The 17482-nt window shown below is 36.6% G+C and carries 17 protein-coding genes and 1 pseudogene; 4 read left to right on the top strand and 14 right to left on the bottom strand.

The features are described from left to right. Positions 1 to 204: 204 nt before the first annotated feature. Positions 205 to 486 carry a DUF2524 family protein gene (locus F9U64_RS13295; RefSeq protein ID WP_153404339.1) on the bottom strand — a complete coding sequence of 94 codons (282 nt, stop codon included), beginning with the start codon at positions 484 to 486 and terminating at the stop codon, positions 205 to 207. A 105-nt stretch (positions 487 to 591) separates the two neighbouring features. Here F9U64_RS13295 and F9U64_RS13290 point away from each other — a divergent pair, with 105 nt between their 5' ends. Further along, positions 592 to 1167, top strand: a complete 576-nt coding sequence (locus F9U64_RS13290) for a tRNA 5-(aminomethyl)-2-thiouridylate-methyltransferase MnmM (protein ID WP_153404336.1) — start codon at positions 592 to 594, stop codon at positions 1165 to 1167. A gap of 177 nt (positions 1168 to 1344) precedes the next feature. On the opposite strand, the gene F9U64_RS23605 is transcribed toward F9U64_RS13290, so the two are convergent. Both F9U64_RS23605 and F9U64_RS13280 read right to left on the bottom strand, forming a co-directional pair. Beyond that, positions 1345 to 1632 carry a TIGR04104 family putative zinc finger protein gene (locus F9U64_RS23605; protein WP_153404333.1) on the bottom strand — a complete coding sequence of 96 codons (288 nt, stop codon included), beginning with the start codon at positions 1630 to 1632 and terminating at the stop codon, positions 1345 to 1347. Positions 1633 to 1842: 210 nt separating this feature from the next. Then, positions 1843 to 2913 carry a tetraprenyl-beta-curcumene synthase family protein gene (locus F9U64_RS13280; RefSeq protein ID WP_323125853.1) on the bottom strand — a complete coding sequence of 357 codons (1071 nt, stop codon included), beginning with the start codon at positions 2911 to 2913 and terminating at the stop codon, positions 1843 to 1845. A 91-nt stretch (positions 2914 to 3004) separates the two neighbouring features. On the opposite strand from F9U64_RS13280, the gene F9U64_RS13275 reads away from it, so the two are divergent. Together F9U64_RS13275 and F9U64_RS13270 are read left to right on the top strand one after the other, a co-directional pair. Further along, positions 3005 to 3523 carry a gamma carbonic anhydrase gene (locus tag F9U64_RS13275; RefSeq protein ID WP_153404327.1) on the top strand — a complete coding sequence of 173 codons (519 nt, stop codon included), beginning with the start codon at positions 3005 to 3007 and terminating at the stop codon, positions 3521 to 3523. A gap of 20 nt (positions 3524 to 3543) precedes the next feature. Continuing rightward, complete coding sequence (locus F9U64_RS13270; RefSeq protein WP_153404325.1) at positions 3544 to 4395, top strand: C39 family peptidase; 852 nt, start codon at positions 3544 to 3546, stop codon at positions 4393 to 4395. Here F9U64_RS13270 and asnB read toward each other — a convergent pair. From asnB to F9U64_RS13215, 11 genes are all read right to left on the bottom strand, one after another. After that, positions 4385 to 6295 carry an asparagine synthase (glutamine-hydrolyzing) gene (gene asnB, locus F9U64_RS13265; protein WP_153404323.1) on the bottom strand — a complete coding sequence of 637 codons (1911 nt, stop codon included), beginning with the start codon at positions 6293 to 6295 and terminating at the stop codon, positions 4385 to 4387. The genes F9U64_RS13270 and asnB overlap by 11 nt on opposite strands. 132 nt (positions 6296 to 6427) lie before the next feature. Then, positions 6428 to 7630, bottom strand: a complete 1203-nt coding sequence (metK, locus tag F9U64_RS13260) for a methionine adenosyltransferase (RefSeq protein WP_153404319.1) — start codon at positions 7628 to 7630, stop codon at positions 6428 to 6430. A 316-nt stretch (positions 7631 to 7946) separates the two neighbouring features. After that, positions 7947 to 8423 (bottom strand): RNA deprotection pyrophosphohydrolase, encoded by a 477-nt coding sequence (ytkD, locus tag F9U64_RS13255; RefSeq protein ID WP_153404316.1) that lies wholly within the window; start codon positions 8421 to 8423, stop codon positions 7947 to 7949. 25 nt (positions 8424 to 8448) lie between these two features. After that, the gene (locus F9U64_RS13250; protein WP_153404313.1) at positions 8449 to 9006 is read right to left on the bottom strand and encodes a hypothetical protein; all 558 of its coding nucleotides are present in this window, start codon (positions 9004 to 9006) and stop codon (positions 8449 to 8451) included. Positions 9007 to 9112: 106 nt separating this feature from the next. Continuing rightward, positions 9113 to 9427 carry a hydrolase gene (locus tag F9U64_RS13245; protein WP_153404310.1) on the bottom strand — a complete coding sequence of 105 codons (315 nt, stop codon included), beginning with the start codon at positions 9425 to 9427 and terminating at the stop codon, positions 9113 to 9115. Positions 9428 to 9518: 91 nt separating this feature from the next. Continuing rightward, positions 9519 to 10358, bottom strand: a complete 840-nt coding sequence (locus F9U64_RS13240; protein ID WP_153404308.1) for an ABC transporter ATP-binding protein — start codon at positions 10356 to 10358, stop codon at positions 9519 to 9521. A gap of 124 nt (positions 10359 to 10482) precedes the next feature. Further along, entirely contained in the window at positions 10483 to 11940 is a 1458-nt protein-coding gene (locus F9U64_RS13235; RefSeq protein ID WP_153404305.1) for an o-succinylbenzoate--CoA ligase, read from the bottom strand. Positions 11941 to 12284: 344 nt separating this feature from the next. Further along, positions 12285 to 13103 carry a 1,4-dihydroxy-2-naphthoyl-CoA synthase gene (gene menB / locus F9U64_RS13230; RefSeq protein WP_153404302.1) on the bottom strand — a complete coding sequence of 273 codons (819 nt, stop codon included), beginning with the start codon at positions 13101 to 13103 and terminating at the stop codon, positions 12285 to 12287. Continuing rightward, entirely contained in the window at positions 13093 to 13908 is an 816-nt protein-coding gene (gene menH, locus F9U64_RS13225; protein ID WP_153404299.1) for a 2-succinyl-6-hydroxy-2,4-cyclohexadiene-1-carboxylate synthase, read from the bottom strand. Before menH ends, menB begins: the two co-directional genes overlap by 11 nt. Then, positions 13898 to 15649 carry a 2-succinyl-5-enolpyruvyl-6-hydroxy-3-cyclohexene-1-carboxylic-acid synthase gene (menD, locus tag F9U64_RS13220; RefSeq protein ID WP_153404297.1) on the bottom strand — a complete coding sequence of 584 codons (1752 nt, stop codon included), beginning with the start codon at positions 15647 to 15649 and terminating at the stop codon, positions 13898 to 13900. The genes menH and menD overlap by 11 nt, the downstream gene beginning before the upstream one ends. Before the next feature lie 4 nt (positions 15650 to 15653). Then, the gene (locus F9U64_RS13215; protein ID WP_153404294.1) at positions 15654 to 17039 is read right to left on the bottom strand and encodes an isochorismate synthase; all 1386 of its coding nucleotides are present in this window, start codon (positions 17037 to 17039) and stop codon (positions 15654 to 15656) included. Between the two features lie 306 nt (positions 17040 to 17345). Here F9U64_RS13215 and F9U64_RS23055 point away from each other — a divergent pair. Next, positions 17346 to 17482 (top strand): annotated as a pseudogene (locus F9U64_RS23055) (1,4-dihydroxy-2-naphthoate polyprenyltransferase); the annotation flags it as partial.

The raw sequence follows: 17482 nt of genomic DNA, 5'->3' as shown, positions 1-17482 counted from the left end.
AATGATGGCCCAAACAATGATTCCTAACAATAACAGAGAAGTAATAATATGAAATCCCCGCATCATTGCCATTTCTTTTTTCCATAAACCGATAAATTGCATGTGAACTACCTCGCTTATGTATTAGTGTACTATTTACATAGTACACTAATACATAAAAATAAGCAATATAAAAAAGCTACCTCATCATAGAGGTAACTTCTGCTATTCAAATTTTGTCACATCAATTTGATCCAATATCATATCATTTAACTTTTCATTAACCACAAGCTGAAATCGATGAAGCTGATCTCTTTGTTGCGCATTCGCACTGTTCATTACTCGATTAATACTCTGGGCCAGCTTTTCTAACTCTAAATGCGCATTTCTGTAATCTTCATTCATTACAAAATGATTTCGATTCGACTGTCCTAATTGTTCTTCTGCTTGCTGTATAATATGTTGTCCTTCTATAAGTAAATTCTCAATTGAATCTCGTGTTGTCATATTCATCACCTCTGGATTAGTTTGGGTCAAGATTAAAAATCCATACACGGATGCGAATATTTTTGTTAAAATAGCCTTAATATAATAAATGTCAGGAGTAAAAAAATGAAAGCAATTATACCCTTTTCACATCAATTATTATCAGAAATTATTTCAGATGGAAATACAGTCATTGACGCAACATGCGGAAATGGCAATGATACGCTGTTTTTAAGCAAGTTAGTTGGTAAACAAGGAAAAGTCTATGGGTTTGACATACAGGAAGCAGCGATAGAAAATACAACCAAAAGAATCGAAGCAGAGAGTAAGGAAAATGTGACACTTATCCACGATGGGCATGAGTCAATGGATAAATATATTCCTGCTGACGAAAAGATTGCTGGTGCGATCTTTAACCTAGGATATTTGCCTAAAGGTGATCATTCGATTGTAACAAAGCCTTTATCTACTATAAAAGCAGTCGAGTCCATTATGGGCAGATTAAAAATTGGCGGAAGAATCGTACTTGTTGTCTATCATGGGCATCAAGGTGGCGCTGAAGAGAAAAATCAATTATTAACATATTGCAATGACTTGGATCAACAATATTATCAAGTGCTGCAATACCAGTTTATTAACCAGAAAAACCAGCCACCATTTATCGTTGCTGTGGAAAAAATCAAAGAGATTACCTTCCATTAATAAATGGACATAATTGGGAAACTGAAGAAAGTGAAGCCATGTTATTAAGGATAACTTTTTAGGTAGAGACACAAGGTAACTAAATTCCTTTGTGATCTCTATGTATGGCTTACATTGCATGGAATACCTGTTCATAGCCTGATGAAATTCTTTTTGGAATATCCAAACCTTCTCTTATTATCTATATCTGACAATAAATGGACAGACGAAGAGAAATAATCCACCAGTGATCATCATTATAATCAATGTCGACATAAGATCCGGTGACAATGCCATTGAAGAGAAACCGACTGTATAAAGGATAAACACCAACAAGAAGGCAACCAAAAATCTTGAGCTAAGCTTGACTTTATTCTCTTTCAGGCAATTTTCACATTTGACTGGATGGTAAGCAAAAACAAAAGAATGGAAGATTAATTTCCATCTGAATTTTGTATGGCAATGAACACACTTAGGTAAACCCATCAAATCCCCTCTTTTCTTTTGGTAATCTCACTTGTATAACCTTCTAATCTTGTTTAATTCAGTAGTATTATATTTATCATAACAAATATATACAGAAATCAATAGGATAAATTTCCAAATTTCATAACATGACTTTATATTTCCCGAGAAATATCTCAAGAAATTTTTTTAAAACAAAAAAAGCTTGGTACTGCCAAGCTTTTCATTCACTTAGTATTTTCCTGCTAATCGATTATATAACCTGATGTTCCAGTGGAAAAATTGTGACTTCCGCCCACTGGCCTTCATTAACCTTTTAGCAGTTTCATAGGCTTTGTTCATTTTTTTTACTTTAGGGTCAGCTAAATACAGACCAACTAAACCATGCTGTATCATTTCATGAAATGTCTGATCAGGTAAATTCTTTATTTGCTCATTTGTTTGCTCTACAAAGTAAATTAACCTTTTTTCCAGTTCCTGTTCATTTTGGTAATAATTACAGAAATTCAAGTCACCTTCGATACGATCCTCTTCCTGATCAATAAAATAATCAAGCATAATATGTAAACCTTGCAAATAAGGAAAATAACTATCATAAATTCTTTTCGCTAATTCTTCATTCATATTTCCATTTAATGCATAAGATGTGATACAAAAAATACCTAATGTGGATCCAGTACATGCAGAAAATTCATACCAGCTTAGCATTGGCCATTTCTGTTGGTATAAATGAAACCATTCCTCAAGCCTTGGTATTCTCTCTTCATGTTTCACATGTTTATGTACTTGAAGATCGCTGTACAATGCTTCTAGTTCGAGCATATATTTTCCAATTACATTAAAATTATCAACCCGCCTTAATACATTCTGACATGTGATTACTAAGTCAATCAGATAATCCCCATCATCTTGTTCTTCGCGGAGTTTATAATAATTTTTCACCTGGTTATGAGGGGTTAATGCATCTTCCATAGATTGATGCAATAAACGAAAATCCTCTGGATCCAGTGATGTACTGCGATCACATAAATTATCCAAATAGTCACTAATTGTTTGATATGCAACAATAAACCTTATTGCTTCTTTCCAGCTGTCCCCCGCCAGAACACTGTAAACACTTCCACCTTGACAGTGAAACTTTTTATCTTGGATACTGGCTAAAGCTTGTGTCCGTAATTCGGGATTCGGAATCTCACTCGCTCTTTCTTTCCAGTAGTTTAACTCTCTATTCACTTGCGGAAATATTTTTTGATAAACATCTTTCATTAATAAAGGAGCATTTGCTGGGATTTTACTGGCCAAGATAATTCCCTCACTTTGTCTAATACTTTCATATTTTTTCCCTATTCTATATGATATCATAATATTAACTATTTAGCAGGAGGGAAGTTAAATGATCTTAGAATATAGAGGCAATACCCCATTTATTGATCCCGAAGCATTTATCGCACCTGATACAGTTATTACTGGTGATGTAGAGATTGGAGCCTTTTCAAGTGTCTGGTTTAAAACAGTTATCAGAGGGGATGTGGCTCCAGTCCGCATTGGAGCTTATTCTAATATACAAGATTTATCCTTATTACATCAAAGCCCAAATAAGCCGTTAATTGTCGAGGATTTTGTTACTATTGGCCATCAAGTGACTTTACATTCCGCTATTATTCGCAGAAACGCACTCGTTGGTATGGGATCAATTATACTTGATGGTGCCGAGATAGGAGAAGGTGCCTTTATCGGTGCAGGCAGTTTAGTAGCTCAAGGAAAAAAGATTCCACCAGGAGCACTTGCTTTTGGCAGACCAGCTAAAGTAATCAGAAAATTATCCGATAAAGACATTGAGGAGATGCAACGTATCCAGCAGGAATATGTTCAAAAAGGCATCGAATATAAAAAGAATCTGACAATGAAATAATACCCTTACAGGAGAAAAAAATGCTTATCACTCTATTTATCATATCAATCATCATGTTTTCTTTTCTTCTCTATTATTACAAGCGGATGAGCAAAAGAATATTCCAATATATGGCTTTTACATATATTCTGTTATTTGGCTCTGTCAGCATTAGTGTCGGCAGCTATTTAATCTATACAGCAGATTATACGTGGGTTCTGGCAGCAATAAGTGACAACAGAGCACCTGATTCTCATTCTGTTATCCGAAACTCGCTTCATCGTAAATTGAAACCAGAGATAAAGCTGGAAGCACCTGTCATCAAACAATTTCCCGAACTTCCTCGTGGTTGTGAAGTGACATCTTTAACGATGCTCCTGCAATACCATGACATTGATACAGACAAACTGACCTTAGCAAAAGAATTAAAAAGAGATAACACACCTTATGAAAAAAAGAATGGCATAATTTATTTCGGTGATCCAAATACAGGGTTTGTCGGTGATATGTACAGCTTTCATCAGCCAGGGTTAGGTGTCTATCACCAGCCACTCTATGAACTCGCAAAGCATTATGCCGGCGAAAATGCAATAGATTTAACAGGACAAAGTTTTCAGTCAATGATGGCGTCTGTTTCTAGCGGGGAACCTGTATTAGCAATTACAAATATAACTTATCAGCCATTACCGGCTTCCTCTTTCCAAATATGGCAAACACCAAACGGACCTGTTAAAATAACGAAAAAGTTACATGCTGTGCTTGTAACAGGATATGATCATAACTTTATCTATTTTAATGATCCATATGACGGAAAACAAAAGAAAGCCCCCAAGCAGGCGTTTATCGCTGCATGGGAGCAAATGGGCAAGCAAGCTATTTCAATCAGTCGTTGACCTGAGCTAGCTTGCTTTCTGTTTTGTCTTCATTTTTTAATTTCTCAATATCGAATTTGTTTTCCATATAAATCTGATGCCATAACATAAACATAAACACCGTCCACAATTTCCGGCTATTGTCTGCTTTACCAGCACAGTGATCTTCCAATAACTGTTTAATAACTTGTTTATTTAATAAATGATCTGTCTGACTTTCATTAATTAATTGGTTTGCCCAGCCGTTCAATTCATTTTTAAGCCAATGACGAATTGGTACAGGGAATCCAAGTTTCTTTCGGTCTAATATATGATCTGGTACGATTCCTCTTGATGCAAGGCGCAAGATATGCTTAGTCGTACCTTCTGCGATTTTCATATCAACAGGAATTTCACTGGCTATACGGAATACTTCCTTATCTAAAAATGGTACTCTTAACTCCAATGAATGGGCCATTGTCATCTTATCTGCTTTAAGTAAAATATCGCCACGTAACCATGTATGAATATCAACATATTGCATTTGGTTAACCGGGTCTGTCATTTGCACCTGCTGATATAAAGGTGCAGTTATTTGCTGGTAAGCAGTTTGATGATTATGAGTCTTTAATATATTTTGCTTTTCTTTCTCCTCAAACATTTTGGCATTGCCGATATAACGTTCCCTTAGTGGAGTAGTTCCTCTTTCTAAGAAACTCTTCCCTCTTACCCCTTCTGGTAATACTTGTGCTACTTTAGCAAGTAAGTCTTTTGCTGGTGTCGGGATAGATTGAAACATTTTTAATGATTCTGGTTCACGGTAAATATTGTATCCGCCAAATAACTCATCAGATCCTTCTCCTGATAATACTACCGTCACATGTTTTTTCGCTTCACGGGCAACAAAGTAAAGTGGTACACATGCTGGATCTGCTAACGGATCATCTAAGTGCCACAATATTTTCGGAAGTTTTGCAACATATTCTTCAGGAGAAATGATATAAGAATAGTTGTCTACATTTAACTTATCTGCCGTTTCTTTCGCCACATCTACCTCTGAATACCCTTCTTGTTCAAATCCAACGGAGAATGTTTTAATATTCGGATTAAATTCTTTTGCTATTGCTACGATTAAGGATGAATCAATTCCACCTGATAAGAAAGATCCTACAGGTACATCACTGCGCATGTGAACATTGACAGAATCAAACATAACATCCTGAATTTTTTTTATTAATGCTGTTTTCTCTTGCTGAACTGGCTGGAATGTGGCATGGAAATAACGATGGAAAGTAATTTCCTCATTTAACCGTTTCACAAAAAAGTGACCCGGCTCTACTTTTTTGATCTTTTCATTCATTGTAAGTGGTTCCGGAACATATTGAAAGCTTAAATAATGTTGCAATGCTTCATGGTCAACACTTTCACCAATATCCGCTAACAAACTCTTTTTCTCTGAAGCAAAATAAATACCTTCATCCGATTTTTTGTAAAATAGCGGCTTAATACCAAAAGGATCTCTTGCACCATAAACAGTTTGATCCTGCTTATCCAGGATTAAGATAGAGAACATGCCGCGAAGCTGTTTAAATGCTTCTACTCCATATTCCTGAAACATTGCCAGGATTACTTCTGTATCCGAGTCTGTCGTAAACTGATAATTTTTCTGTTTTAATTTATCTCTTAATTCAATATAGTTATAAACCTCGCCATTAAAAACCATCCAATATTGATCATCATTGTAAGTGAATGGTTGATGGCCACTTTCAATGTCAATAATACTTAATCTGCGAAAACCAAAGAGAACATGATCATCTTCATAATACCCTTCATCATCTGGACCTCGATGGTAGATTGCTTTATTTCGTTCTTCAAATCTTTTGACTTCCTGCTCTTGCCAAACTTTGTTTTCGGACTTAATAATACCGACAAATCCACACATAATATATTGGTTCCTTCCTTTTTTTGTTTCGTTATGTAGCTGTATTCATACATTCTTTCAAAATAAGAGAAAAAGCCAAGTACACTCAGGCACTTGACCAATGTATCTCAACTATATAATTTTAAATGTTATTTATGCTTTTGACAAGTAAGATTGTAATTCTTCTACACGATCTGTTTGTTCCCAAGGAAATTCCACATCTGTACGGCCGAAATGTCCGTAAGCTGCTGTCTGACGATAGATTGGTCGTCTAAGGTCAAGCATTTTAATAATTCCAGCTGGACGCAGATCAAAATTCTCACGAACAGCTGCAACTAAATCTTCTTCGGAATATTTCCCTGTTCCAAATGTATTAATGGAAATAGATACAGGTTGTGCTACCCCAATGGCATAGGCAAATTGCACTTCACATGCATCTGCTAAACCGGCAGCAACAATATTTTTCGCAACATAACGAGCAGCATAGGCAGCAGATCGATCTACTTTTGTTGCATCTTTCCCACTAAATGCACCACCACCATGGCGTGCATATCCGCCGTACGTATCTACAATAATTTTACGGCCAGTAAGCCCTGCATCACCTTGAGGCCCGCCGATAACAAAGCGGCCAGTTGGGTTAATAAAATATTTAGTTTCCGCATCTAATAATTCAGAAGGAACAATTGGAAGAATAACCTTTTCTTTAATATCTTCCTGAATTTGTTCAAGGGTGATATCTTGATGATGTTGAGTTGATATTACTATTGTATCAATACGAACAGGTTTATCATTCTCATCATATTCAACTGTTACTTGTGTCTTACCATCAGGACGTAAATATCCTAATACACCATCTTTTCTGACATCTGTCAGTTGCTTTGCTAATTTATGTGCTAAACTAATTGGTAATGGCATTAATTCCGGGGTTTCATTGTTAGCATAACCAAACATTAGTCCTTGGTCACCAGCACCGATTGCTTCAATCTCATCATTACTCATTTTGCCCTCTCTCGCCTCTAGAGCAGTGTTGACACCGCCGGCAATATCGGCAGATTGTTCGTCAATTGCAGTTAAAACACCGCATGTTTCCGCATCAAAACCGTATTTTGCTCTTGTATAACCTATTTCCTTTATTGTGTTCCGGACAATTTTTGGAATATCAACATACGTATTTGTTGTAATCTCACCAGATACGAGTACTAACCCTGTTGTTACTGTAGTTTCACATGCTACACGAGCATTTGGATCATTTTTAACAATTTCATCTAAAATCGCATCAGAGATCTGATCACAAATTTTATCTGGATGTCCTTCTGTTACTGATTCTGATGTAAATAAGCGTCTATTTTGCACCATCTTTACTATATCCTCCTTAAAACTTCCATAAAAAACATACCAATTAGTTATAGCGCTTCTCCATTTAATACTATCATATATATTAAAGCACATTATTATTGACTGTATATTTCTCTCATACTCTGAGAAAATTGGTGATTAAACAGATTTAATTAATTGGATATTTATCCATTCCATCTTCTCACAATAGATGATTTAAACCATACACTATACCCTAATTATAGTCTATATCGTACCTTAAACCATTATGTAAAGTCAATTACTTTCTGCTAGCTTTCTGCTAGTCAAAGACAATATAGCTAACCCTGCAAGAAGGTTAGCTATTAACGAAATGTTCATTAATTATTTCCAAGCTATGTGTTAACACATCATCTTTCATAATAAAGCTAAATGATTCATTTATTCGTATGTTTTCGGGAAGTTTTTCCAGAAGCACTGGTCCGGCGGTCTCCATATATGTGGATTGCTTCTTTAATGATTTAATTTCAGCAAAATATATATTTTTTGCTAATTGGTCTTTACGTCCAGTGACAAAATACTGACCAATATATTGAATAGATTCAATTTCTCCGCCTGTCTCCTCTTTCACTTCCCTGATCGCAGCAGCTTTTGCCGATTCATCCTTTTCAACTTTGCCGCCTGGAAACTCCAACCCACGTTCCAGATGTCTTGTTAATAACCATTTGGATTGGTAACGGCAGATAACCCAGACATGTTTCGGGTGAAGCTCGAATGGCTGATCAAAAAACGATAATTTAACTTGATTATTATAATAGTCATTAAATATTTTCATAAGTATATTGTACCTAGAATGTATCTCAATGGCTAATTTTTGTAATCTTCCATTGCCCTTCCATTTTTTCAAAAGTTACATTAATGGTATAAGGACCATACAAAGCTGTTTCATTCGATTGTGTAATTTCAACTTTCTGGTCACTGATAACATTTCTTTTATAGTCTTTGCCTTCAATAAACCATGCTGGAGTTTCAGTTGGTAATATAAATAGCTTATTATCTTTCTCTTCAAAATAATAATCGACATATGGCTTGACTACTTCTTTCGTTGCGATCGATTCAAACTCTTTTATAAGAGCTTCTTTTGTGTCAAATCGTATGACACGGTAATGATCATCTATTTCTTGAACTAATGTATCCATAAACTGCTTCATCATTGCTGCAATCTGTTCATCTGTAAGTGTTCCCTTACTTTGCAGAATCTCAATATTATCAGAGCCTAGAGTGGTCGGTATTACTTGTTTTTGTGCATAATTTACTTCATTAGTTCTGACTGTTTCATCTGCCTGGATTTGTTGAAATATAATTGCTGAAAAACCAAATAATATACCAATTGTTAATAATGTAATAACCTTTTTCATTTTATTCCCCTCCCAACCTCTATATTTATCATTTTCCTTAATTACGATCTTTTAAACATCTCTTTACTATATAGACGTATCAGCGGGAGGGAAAGTTTCGTTTTACTTAAATTTCTTTTCCGATATTTGCATCATCCATTGCTGTTTTTGTTGCGGAATCAGCAAGATTGTAAATCATTTGATAAGCCCCTTTTATTCCACTGTCATAGTCATCATTCTGCGGATCATTGTGATATGGGATAAAAGGAATATGGGCACGAACATATGAACTCAAATCCGCATCACGTATCTCATTAAATTTTTCTCTTAATAAAAAGATTTCTTCATCATTTGCATAAATTACAAATTCAGCATTTGTTCCATAAGGAATTTGTGATATTTCTTGGGTGCCGATATTGACATAGTATTTTTTCTTCTCCATAATGTTCACCTCTTGGCGATAGTTTGTGTATTAACAAGTAAAAAATACAAAAAAGCCCTTTATTCCATACAGGATAAAGGACTTTATCATACTATACTGTTTGTAATTTATGGTTTTTGGCTTCTTCTACTGCCTGCTTAATCAAACAACGGCCTCTTCCATGCGGAATACACATTGGTGTACCGAACATCGGATCAAAAGTGACATCACAATTCATTTGAAATACTTCTTTTACTAAGCCGCCGCTTATAATTTCTTCCGGCTTTCCTTGTTCATATACTTTTTTATCTTTAATTGCTACAATATGATGAGCATAGCGACAAGCCAGATTTAAATCATGCAATACCATAACAATGGTACTGTTTCTTTTTTCATTTAGTTCAAACAGTAAATCTAATATTTCAATTTGGTGTGTCATATCTAAATAGGTTGTTGGTTCATCTAGCAGGATGGTATCTGTCCCTTGAGCCAGTGTCATAGCGATCCATGCCCTCTGACGTTGTCCGCCTGACAGTGAATCAACTGTACGCTCCTTAAGGTCAGCCATGTTGGTTGCATCTAAAGCTTCATTTACTGCTTGCTCATCCTCAGTGGACCATCTTTTAAACATTGTTTTATATGGATGTCGGCCTTGACGAACTAATTCCTCCACCGTTAAACCTTCAGGGCTTGATGGACTTTGTGGCAATATAGCTAATTGCTTTGCAACATCTTTTGTTGGAATCTTGGCTATATCCTTACCATTCAGCACAACATCCCCTTGTTTTGGTTTTAACAAACGGGCTAATGATCTTAGTAATGTCGACTTCCCACAACCATTCCCGCCAATGAAGACAGTAATCTCCCCTTTAGGGATGGTAATATCTAATGCATCTATAATAATTTCGTCACCATAGCCTAATGTTAAATCTTTCGCCACTAATGTTTCCATTTCGGAATCTCTCCCTTAATTGCGTTCATTCGTATGCGGGTGTCTTTACTTTTCATCTACTTATCTAACTTCTAGTTTATTGGTTATACAAATAAAAGTCAATTACTTTGAGAATCATTATTAATTAATTTATCCAATCCATTAACTTATGGCGTTGTATTTTCTTTGTCGCATTGCGTGGCAGTGATTCAACAAAATAGATCTGCTTTGGCACTTTATAAGGTGCTAACAATTTTTCACAGTGTTCTTTCACCATATTATCAGTTAATGCAGAATCAGCCTTTACGACAAAAGCAACGGGAATCTGTCCCCAATAAGAATCGGGCCGTCCTGCAACTCCTGCTTCTGCGATTGCCGACATCGTTAATAGACAGTCCTCAATCTCAGCAGGATAGATATTCTCTCCACCAGATATAATTAAGTCACTTCTTCGATCAACTACATAAAGAAACCCTTCCTCATCCTTATAACCTAAGTCACCTGTTGATAGCCAGCCATCTGTAAAAGCTGCCTTATTAGCATCTTCCCGCTTATAATAGCCCGATGTAACCATCGGACCCCTAACCGTAATTTCTCCAATCTCCATTGGTGGTAATTGTTTTCCTTCTTTCCTTATTTCCAAACTTGCTGAAAATAATGCTTGACCTGCTGAGCCGTTTTTACGTATGGCATCATTGGCGTTAAGTGTAGCAATTTGGGAAGATGTTTCTGTCATCCCATATGTCTGTACAATTGGTACACCTTTATGTTTTGCTTTTTCCAACAATGAACGTGGTGCCGGTCCTCCCCCAAGGAGCATACAACGGAAGCTCTCCGGATATTTTTCATCACCTGATTTTTCTAATAAGCGAGAACACGTTACAGACACAACGGATACAATCGAAACTCCGTTATTAATAATAGCTTTGTGTACAAGCTGTTCATCGAATTTCTCCAGTAAGTATACCGGCATACCATAAATAACACCTTTTAATATGATTGATAAGCCGCCGATATGAAATAACGGTAAACATGCGAGCCATTTATCTGTTGGTAACAGACTTAAGTTTAATGCTGAAGCAATGGCACTTGACCAATGGTTCGAAAATTGGTGCATAACTGCTTTGGCTGTACCTGTAGTTCCAGATGTAAACATCATCGTGCAAAGCTGATCCATTTTTATTGTATGTGTAATCCGGACTGACTCAGGATCTGACTGATGTATTTCTGTAAATGTATTGACAGAAACTGCAGTGGAGACTGCTTTTTCCTTCAATGTATTTGTTGTCAGAATCAGAGTAACATCTGCCGATTCACATTGTTTTTTTATTTCCACATTGGTCAAACGTGTATTGAGCAAGACGACTGGTATTTCTAAGTATGTACAGGCAAAAAATGCGATGATCATATCCAGTGAATTGTTAGATAAAATTCCGACATGCTGCTTCGGATCAGTATAGTTTGCAAGTTTCTTAGCAAATAAAACGGACTCATCATATAACTGTATAAAAGTCCAGCTATCGCCCTCTGCTGTTTCAACTGCCAATGTATCAGGACTTAAAGCAGCACGTTTTGACAGCCAATGCTCCATAACCGCCTCCATTATCCTACCTCCTTCAGGTAAATCATGTATTGCATGAAAGGGAATTAAGGATGGGAAATTGTCTAATTCTAATTGTGAGTAAATATCCGTAAATTAACTGCGCGTTCCATGGACGCCTGTCGAGCCTCCGATCCCATTACAGGAGAAGACACTACTCAAGTGTATGTTGCTTGAGCAGATGTCGCATTGATGCCTTTAGATGAAATCGAGTGTTTTTCCGAGCGGCAATTTCCCGCTGCATACAATTAGTATATTAATGAACCCATCAACATCACAACCTCTTGTTTTTTCATCTAATAGGAAAATGACCAATACACTTGGCATTGGTCATTAACATTTTTACATTAAGGGAAACGCGGGAATTTTTTGAAGTCTGGTTTGCGTTTTTCTTTGAAAGCGTCTCGGCCTTCTTTTGCTTCATCTGTTGTATAGTAAAGCAATGTTGCATCACCGCCCATTTGCTGTAAGCCTGCTAGTCCATCTGTATCTGCATTGAAAGATGCTTTCAGGAAGCGAAGCGCTGTTGGTGATTTTTCTAACATTTCTTCACACCATTGTACTGTTTCTTCTTCCAGTTTATCTAAAGGAACGACTGTGTTGACAAGTCCCATGTCTAATGCTTCCTGCGCATTGTATTGACGACACAGATACCATATTTCCCTTGCTTTCTTATGCCCTACAATACGTGCCAGTAATCCAGCACCATATCCTGCATCAAAACTGCCGACTTTAGGACCAGTTTGACCGAAAATAGCATTATCTGCAGCAATTGTTAAGTCACAGACAACATGAAGCACATGCCCTCCACCAATCGCATACCCTGAAACCATTGCAACAACAGGTTTAGGGATAACTCGAATTAATCGTTGTAAATCTAATACATTTAGACGGGGAATCTCGTCTTCTCCTACATATCCACCGTGACCTCGAACCTTTTGGTCACCGCCTGAACAAAAAGCTTTGTCTCCAGCTCCTGCTAACACGATCACACCAATGCTTGAATCATCTCTTGCATATGTAAAAGCATCTATTAACTCATTTACTGTCTGTGGACGAAACGCATTGTGCACCTCTGGTCTGTTTATCGTTATTTTTGCGATACCATTATATGTTTCATAAAGAATATCTTCATAATTGTGTTTACTTACCCATTCAATTGACATGTGATGTCCTCCTTCTTGATATAAATTCATTTACTATTGTACCAAAAATCTCTGTTTGTTCCACATGAATTGCATGACCACTGTTTTGTACTATTCTCAGTTCACTGTTTACAAGCATTTGTTTCATTCTTTTACCTATTTGTACAAACTTTTTATCATCTGCTCCAACAATAATACAAACTTCACAAATAATTTGCGGAAGTGTTTCCCAAAAGGAAGGCATAGAACCTGTACCCATTGTCTGTAAAGAAGACGCTAAACCTTCCTTTGTCTGCATTAAACGTTCTTTTCGGATCTTTGCCTTAACATTTGTTGGTAATTGCAATTGTGTTGCGAATAAAGGTGTTTTTTCCCATTTATTAATAAAATCTTCTAATGAGTTTCGCAATATATAGGAAGCAAGATTGTGATCATGCAATACACGGTCTTTTTTAGTCGTTTTATCCTCTATTCCCGCTGTTGCACTTTCCAGCAAGAGGGTTTTGACAAAGTGCGGATAATAAATGGTAAATGCTAACGCTGTTCTTCCTCCCATTGAGTAACCCAATAAGTGAAATTCAGAGAGGTTCATTTGTTTAAATAGTACAGCTAAATCATGACAGCACGCTTTCATGGAATCTACTACTGCCTCGGTTCTGCCATGTCCCGGCAATTCAATTAAAATTACTTGATAATTCTCAAGAAGCATATCCTTTATACTATACCAAGTTTGTACAGAGCCAGTAAAGCCATGCAACATGATGACAGGTTCGCCATTTCCATACGTCTCTACCCAATAACTATTATCATTTACCTTATAGTACATCTTCATTACCTTTGATTTGGTTTATTATTTTCTCACCAATAGCATTCCATTTTTGCTGATGCCATAGAACATTTTGGGTGCGGACTGTTTTAATTTCAATAATTGATAATCCCTTTTGTTCATAAGATCGGGAAAGTGAATCGATATATTCTTGCCAATTGCCTGCACTGAAATAGGTAAAATCAAATGCGATTGCAAGCTTTTCCATATCCATCGATTGTGATGTCCCGAACACCAGCTCATAATGAGGACTTTGCTGTTTTGCCTGTGGTAAAAACGAAAAAATCCCGCCACCATCATTATTAACTAAAACGATCGTTAATGGCAGCTGATATTTTCTTGCCAACAGCAATCCATTCATACTATGTAAAAAAGAAATATCACCTACCAGTAATGTAGTATGATTCCCAGTGGCACTCATCCCGGCAGCTGTTGAAATAATCCCATCAATACCATTCGTTCCGCGATTGGCATAAATTTCCACATTTTTATCTTCAGCAAACCAAAAACTGTCCATATCTCTGATTGGCATACTGTTACCAACAAAGACGATATGATCATTTGGAATGGCGGTCTGAATACCTTGCACAGCATGTCCTTCTGTTAACTCTTTATCGTTTGACCTGTCACTTAATATGGCCTTGGCAGTTTTATTCCAGGTTTGCCAAGCTGTTAGATTTGCCTGGTCACATGTAATTTCTGCATTTGCCAGTTCATTTAACAAGTGGACAGGATTACCGTAAATAAAATGAGTATTTAGACCAACTGGTTCCCTGTATCCATTTTCTTCCTCTAATATAAAATGAACGACATCCATTTTTTCCTGCAGTAACTGTAAGTAAGGTTTGGAAATCGGCATCGCTCCTGTTCTGATTACAAAATCAACATCAATCAATTCTCTCACTTCAGGTAACTTTAATATACTATCATAACAATCGATAATATGTGATTTTGAATGCGGGCCATTTCTTAAATTTGAAAGTGGATCAGCCAATACTGGTATATTCCACTCCTCGGCAAGCCTGATAATTGCATCTGCCAAACCGTTCTTATCGTCAGGGCCGCAGACAAGCATACCTTTTTTGTTATTCCCTATCATTTTCGTTAGCTGCCTGACAGCTGTTTGATCGATCCGATAATTTGGCTCTAACGCTATTGTTGTGGAACTTTTATGATTCCATATTTCAGGAATGCTAAAGTCAGGCAACAAAGGTTCCTGGATTGGAAAATTCAAATGAACTACACCGAAATTCGGCTTGATAGCAGTTCTGACTGCTCTGTCAGCTTGATTCCTTACATAATTCAGCATTTTCGGTGCATCACTCGGTAAAGCCATTTCATGAAACCATTTAACATAATCACCATACAACTTGAGTTGATCGATAGCCTGTGGTGCTCCAACATCCCTCAGTTCATGAGGGCGGTCAGCTGTTAAAACAATTAATGGCACCCTGCTGTAATGGGCTTCGATAATTGCTGGATAATAGTTAGCCGCCGCGGATCCTGAAGTACAAACTAGGACAACAGGCTCTTTTTGTTTTTTTGCTATACCTAAAGCAAAAAACGACGCGGATCGTTCATCAATATCTATCCATAACTTAAATTTATCATATTCGGCAAACGTCAGTGCAAGAGGAGTAGATCTGGAACCAGGAGAAATTACCACATTTCTGACACCACTTTGATATACTTGATCAACAAAATTCGCCATATATCTTGTTAATCTGATTTGATGAGTCAATGCTTTAACCTCCCAGCGCTTCTAACATTGGAGTGAATTTTATTTTTGTTTCTTCATATTCCAAGTCTGGATCTGATTCCTTTACAATGCCGCAACCAGCAAATAATGACGCTTTTTCCTCCCGAATTAAACCTGAGCGGATGGCCACAGCAAATTCTCCGTTAAATTTGTGATCAAACCAGCCGATCGGTGCCCCATACCAGCCGCGTTCCAATGTTTCATGCTCACGTATAAAAGCAAGTGATTCCTTTTGCGGAAATCCGCTTAACGCAGGAGTCGGGTGAAGCTTTTTAACAACATCCAGCAAAGTATAGCCGAACATTAATTCTGCTCTTACCGGTGTAAATAAGTGCTGCATGTTTTGTAATGGATAGATAACGGGTTGATCCGGAATTCTTACTTGTCTCGCATAGGAAAGGACAGAATCTCTGATCATATTGACAACTATCTGATGTTCTTCCCGATTTTTCTCATCTTGTAATAGAGATTGACTTATCTGATTATCTTCTTCCATTGTTTTGCCCCTTGGCGCTGTTCCTGCTAAACATGTGGATAATAATTGATCATCCTCAACCTGTACTAATCTTTCCGGTGATGCTCCTATGAAGCATGCACCATCCGTTTCCCATGCAAAAACATAACTGTTCTGCTGCCTTCTAAGCAATTGTTTCAACACATCAGTTATATTGCATGGATGGAGCAGTTCTACTTGAAGTTCCCTTGCTAAAACAACTTTATTAACTGTGGAGCTATCAATATAATCTGTTACTTTTCTAACAAGCTGTTTCCATTCATCTGGATCTACCTCATATTTTAGAAGAAGCTGATTTTTTTCTGAAGGCTTGAAAGCAGAGTGAAGCAGTATATTGCTTTCCTCATTTAATATGTTGGCTATCTTTTCAATATCACTGTTTTGCTCAATCCACGTGTTTACAGTCAGATAATATTCTTCATTATCGACTGATAACATATATTGAGGGATACGAAATTGGCTTCCTTCAAAACCTTGCCATAAATCATAACTGTCATTTGCCTCATCGAAAGGAAAACCGCCTATTGCAATTGGTCCAGTATAAGCATTTTTATATGGATTATTTATAATCGTTCTTTTCATCAGGTTATTCCATTCAGCTTTGGTGACATCATAAGAGTTTTCTGTTGCCTTTATTGTATAGGCATTGCCAACTCCTATAAACAAAATATCCCTATCTGCATTCGACCAGAAAGATCTATTTTTAACAAGCTTCTTACCTGCATGAAAAAATGATAGTATATCTACTTTGTTAATTTGTTCCGTAATACTAACAAGGGTAGGTGATGTCGTTTGTTTTACTTGTTCTAGTGCTGCCTGCAGGGCACCTTCTATATTTGTTCCCTTTGTCTCAATCATTCGAAAACCCTCCAATATAATAGGGCATTGTTTCATAAACGATATCCATTATAGTACAAAATAAAGTAATTTTGAAATAAAGATTACTTTCTTTGTCAGATATGCTGGTCTGTTGAATCATTATGCCTTTCTTCATTTCCTGAAATTAATAACCTTATGTTAGTATAACAAAAAAATAATGAAATAGTGTGTTTAATAACTTCCCTTTTTCTGATTCGATTAAACGATACACATTGACATGCTGATGACTATTCAATAAAATTATAATGTTGTACTTATAAATATACATTCAAGGAGATTTGTTAAATGGGACGTAAATCAGAGCAAAAAGCAAATCATCTGAATGAAAAACCTGGTTTCCATGTGTGGTGGAGATTACTTCGACCACATACGTTAACTGCGTCTTTCATTCCAGTAATTGTTGGAACAATGCTAGCCAGCTT

The sequence above is a fragment of the Gracilibacillus oryzae genome, from assembly GCF_009498735.1.
GTDB lineage: Bacteria > Bacillota > Bacilli > Bacillales > Amphibacillaceae > Gracilibacillus > Gracilibacillus oryzae.
The sequence above is the reverse complement of the archived record's forward strand: the minus strand, read 5'-3'. Positions and strand labels throughout refer to the sequence as shown.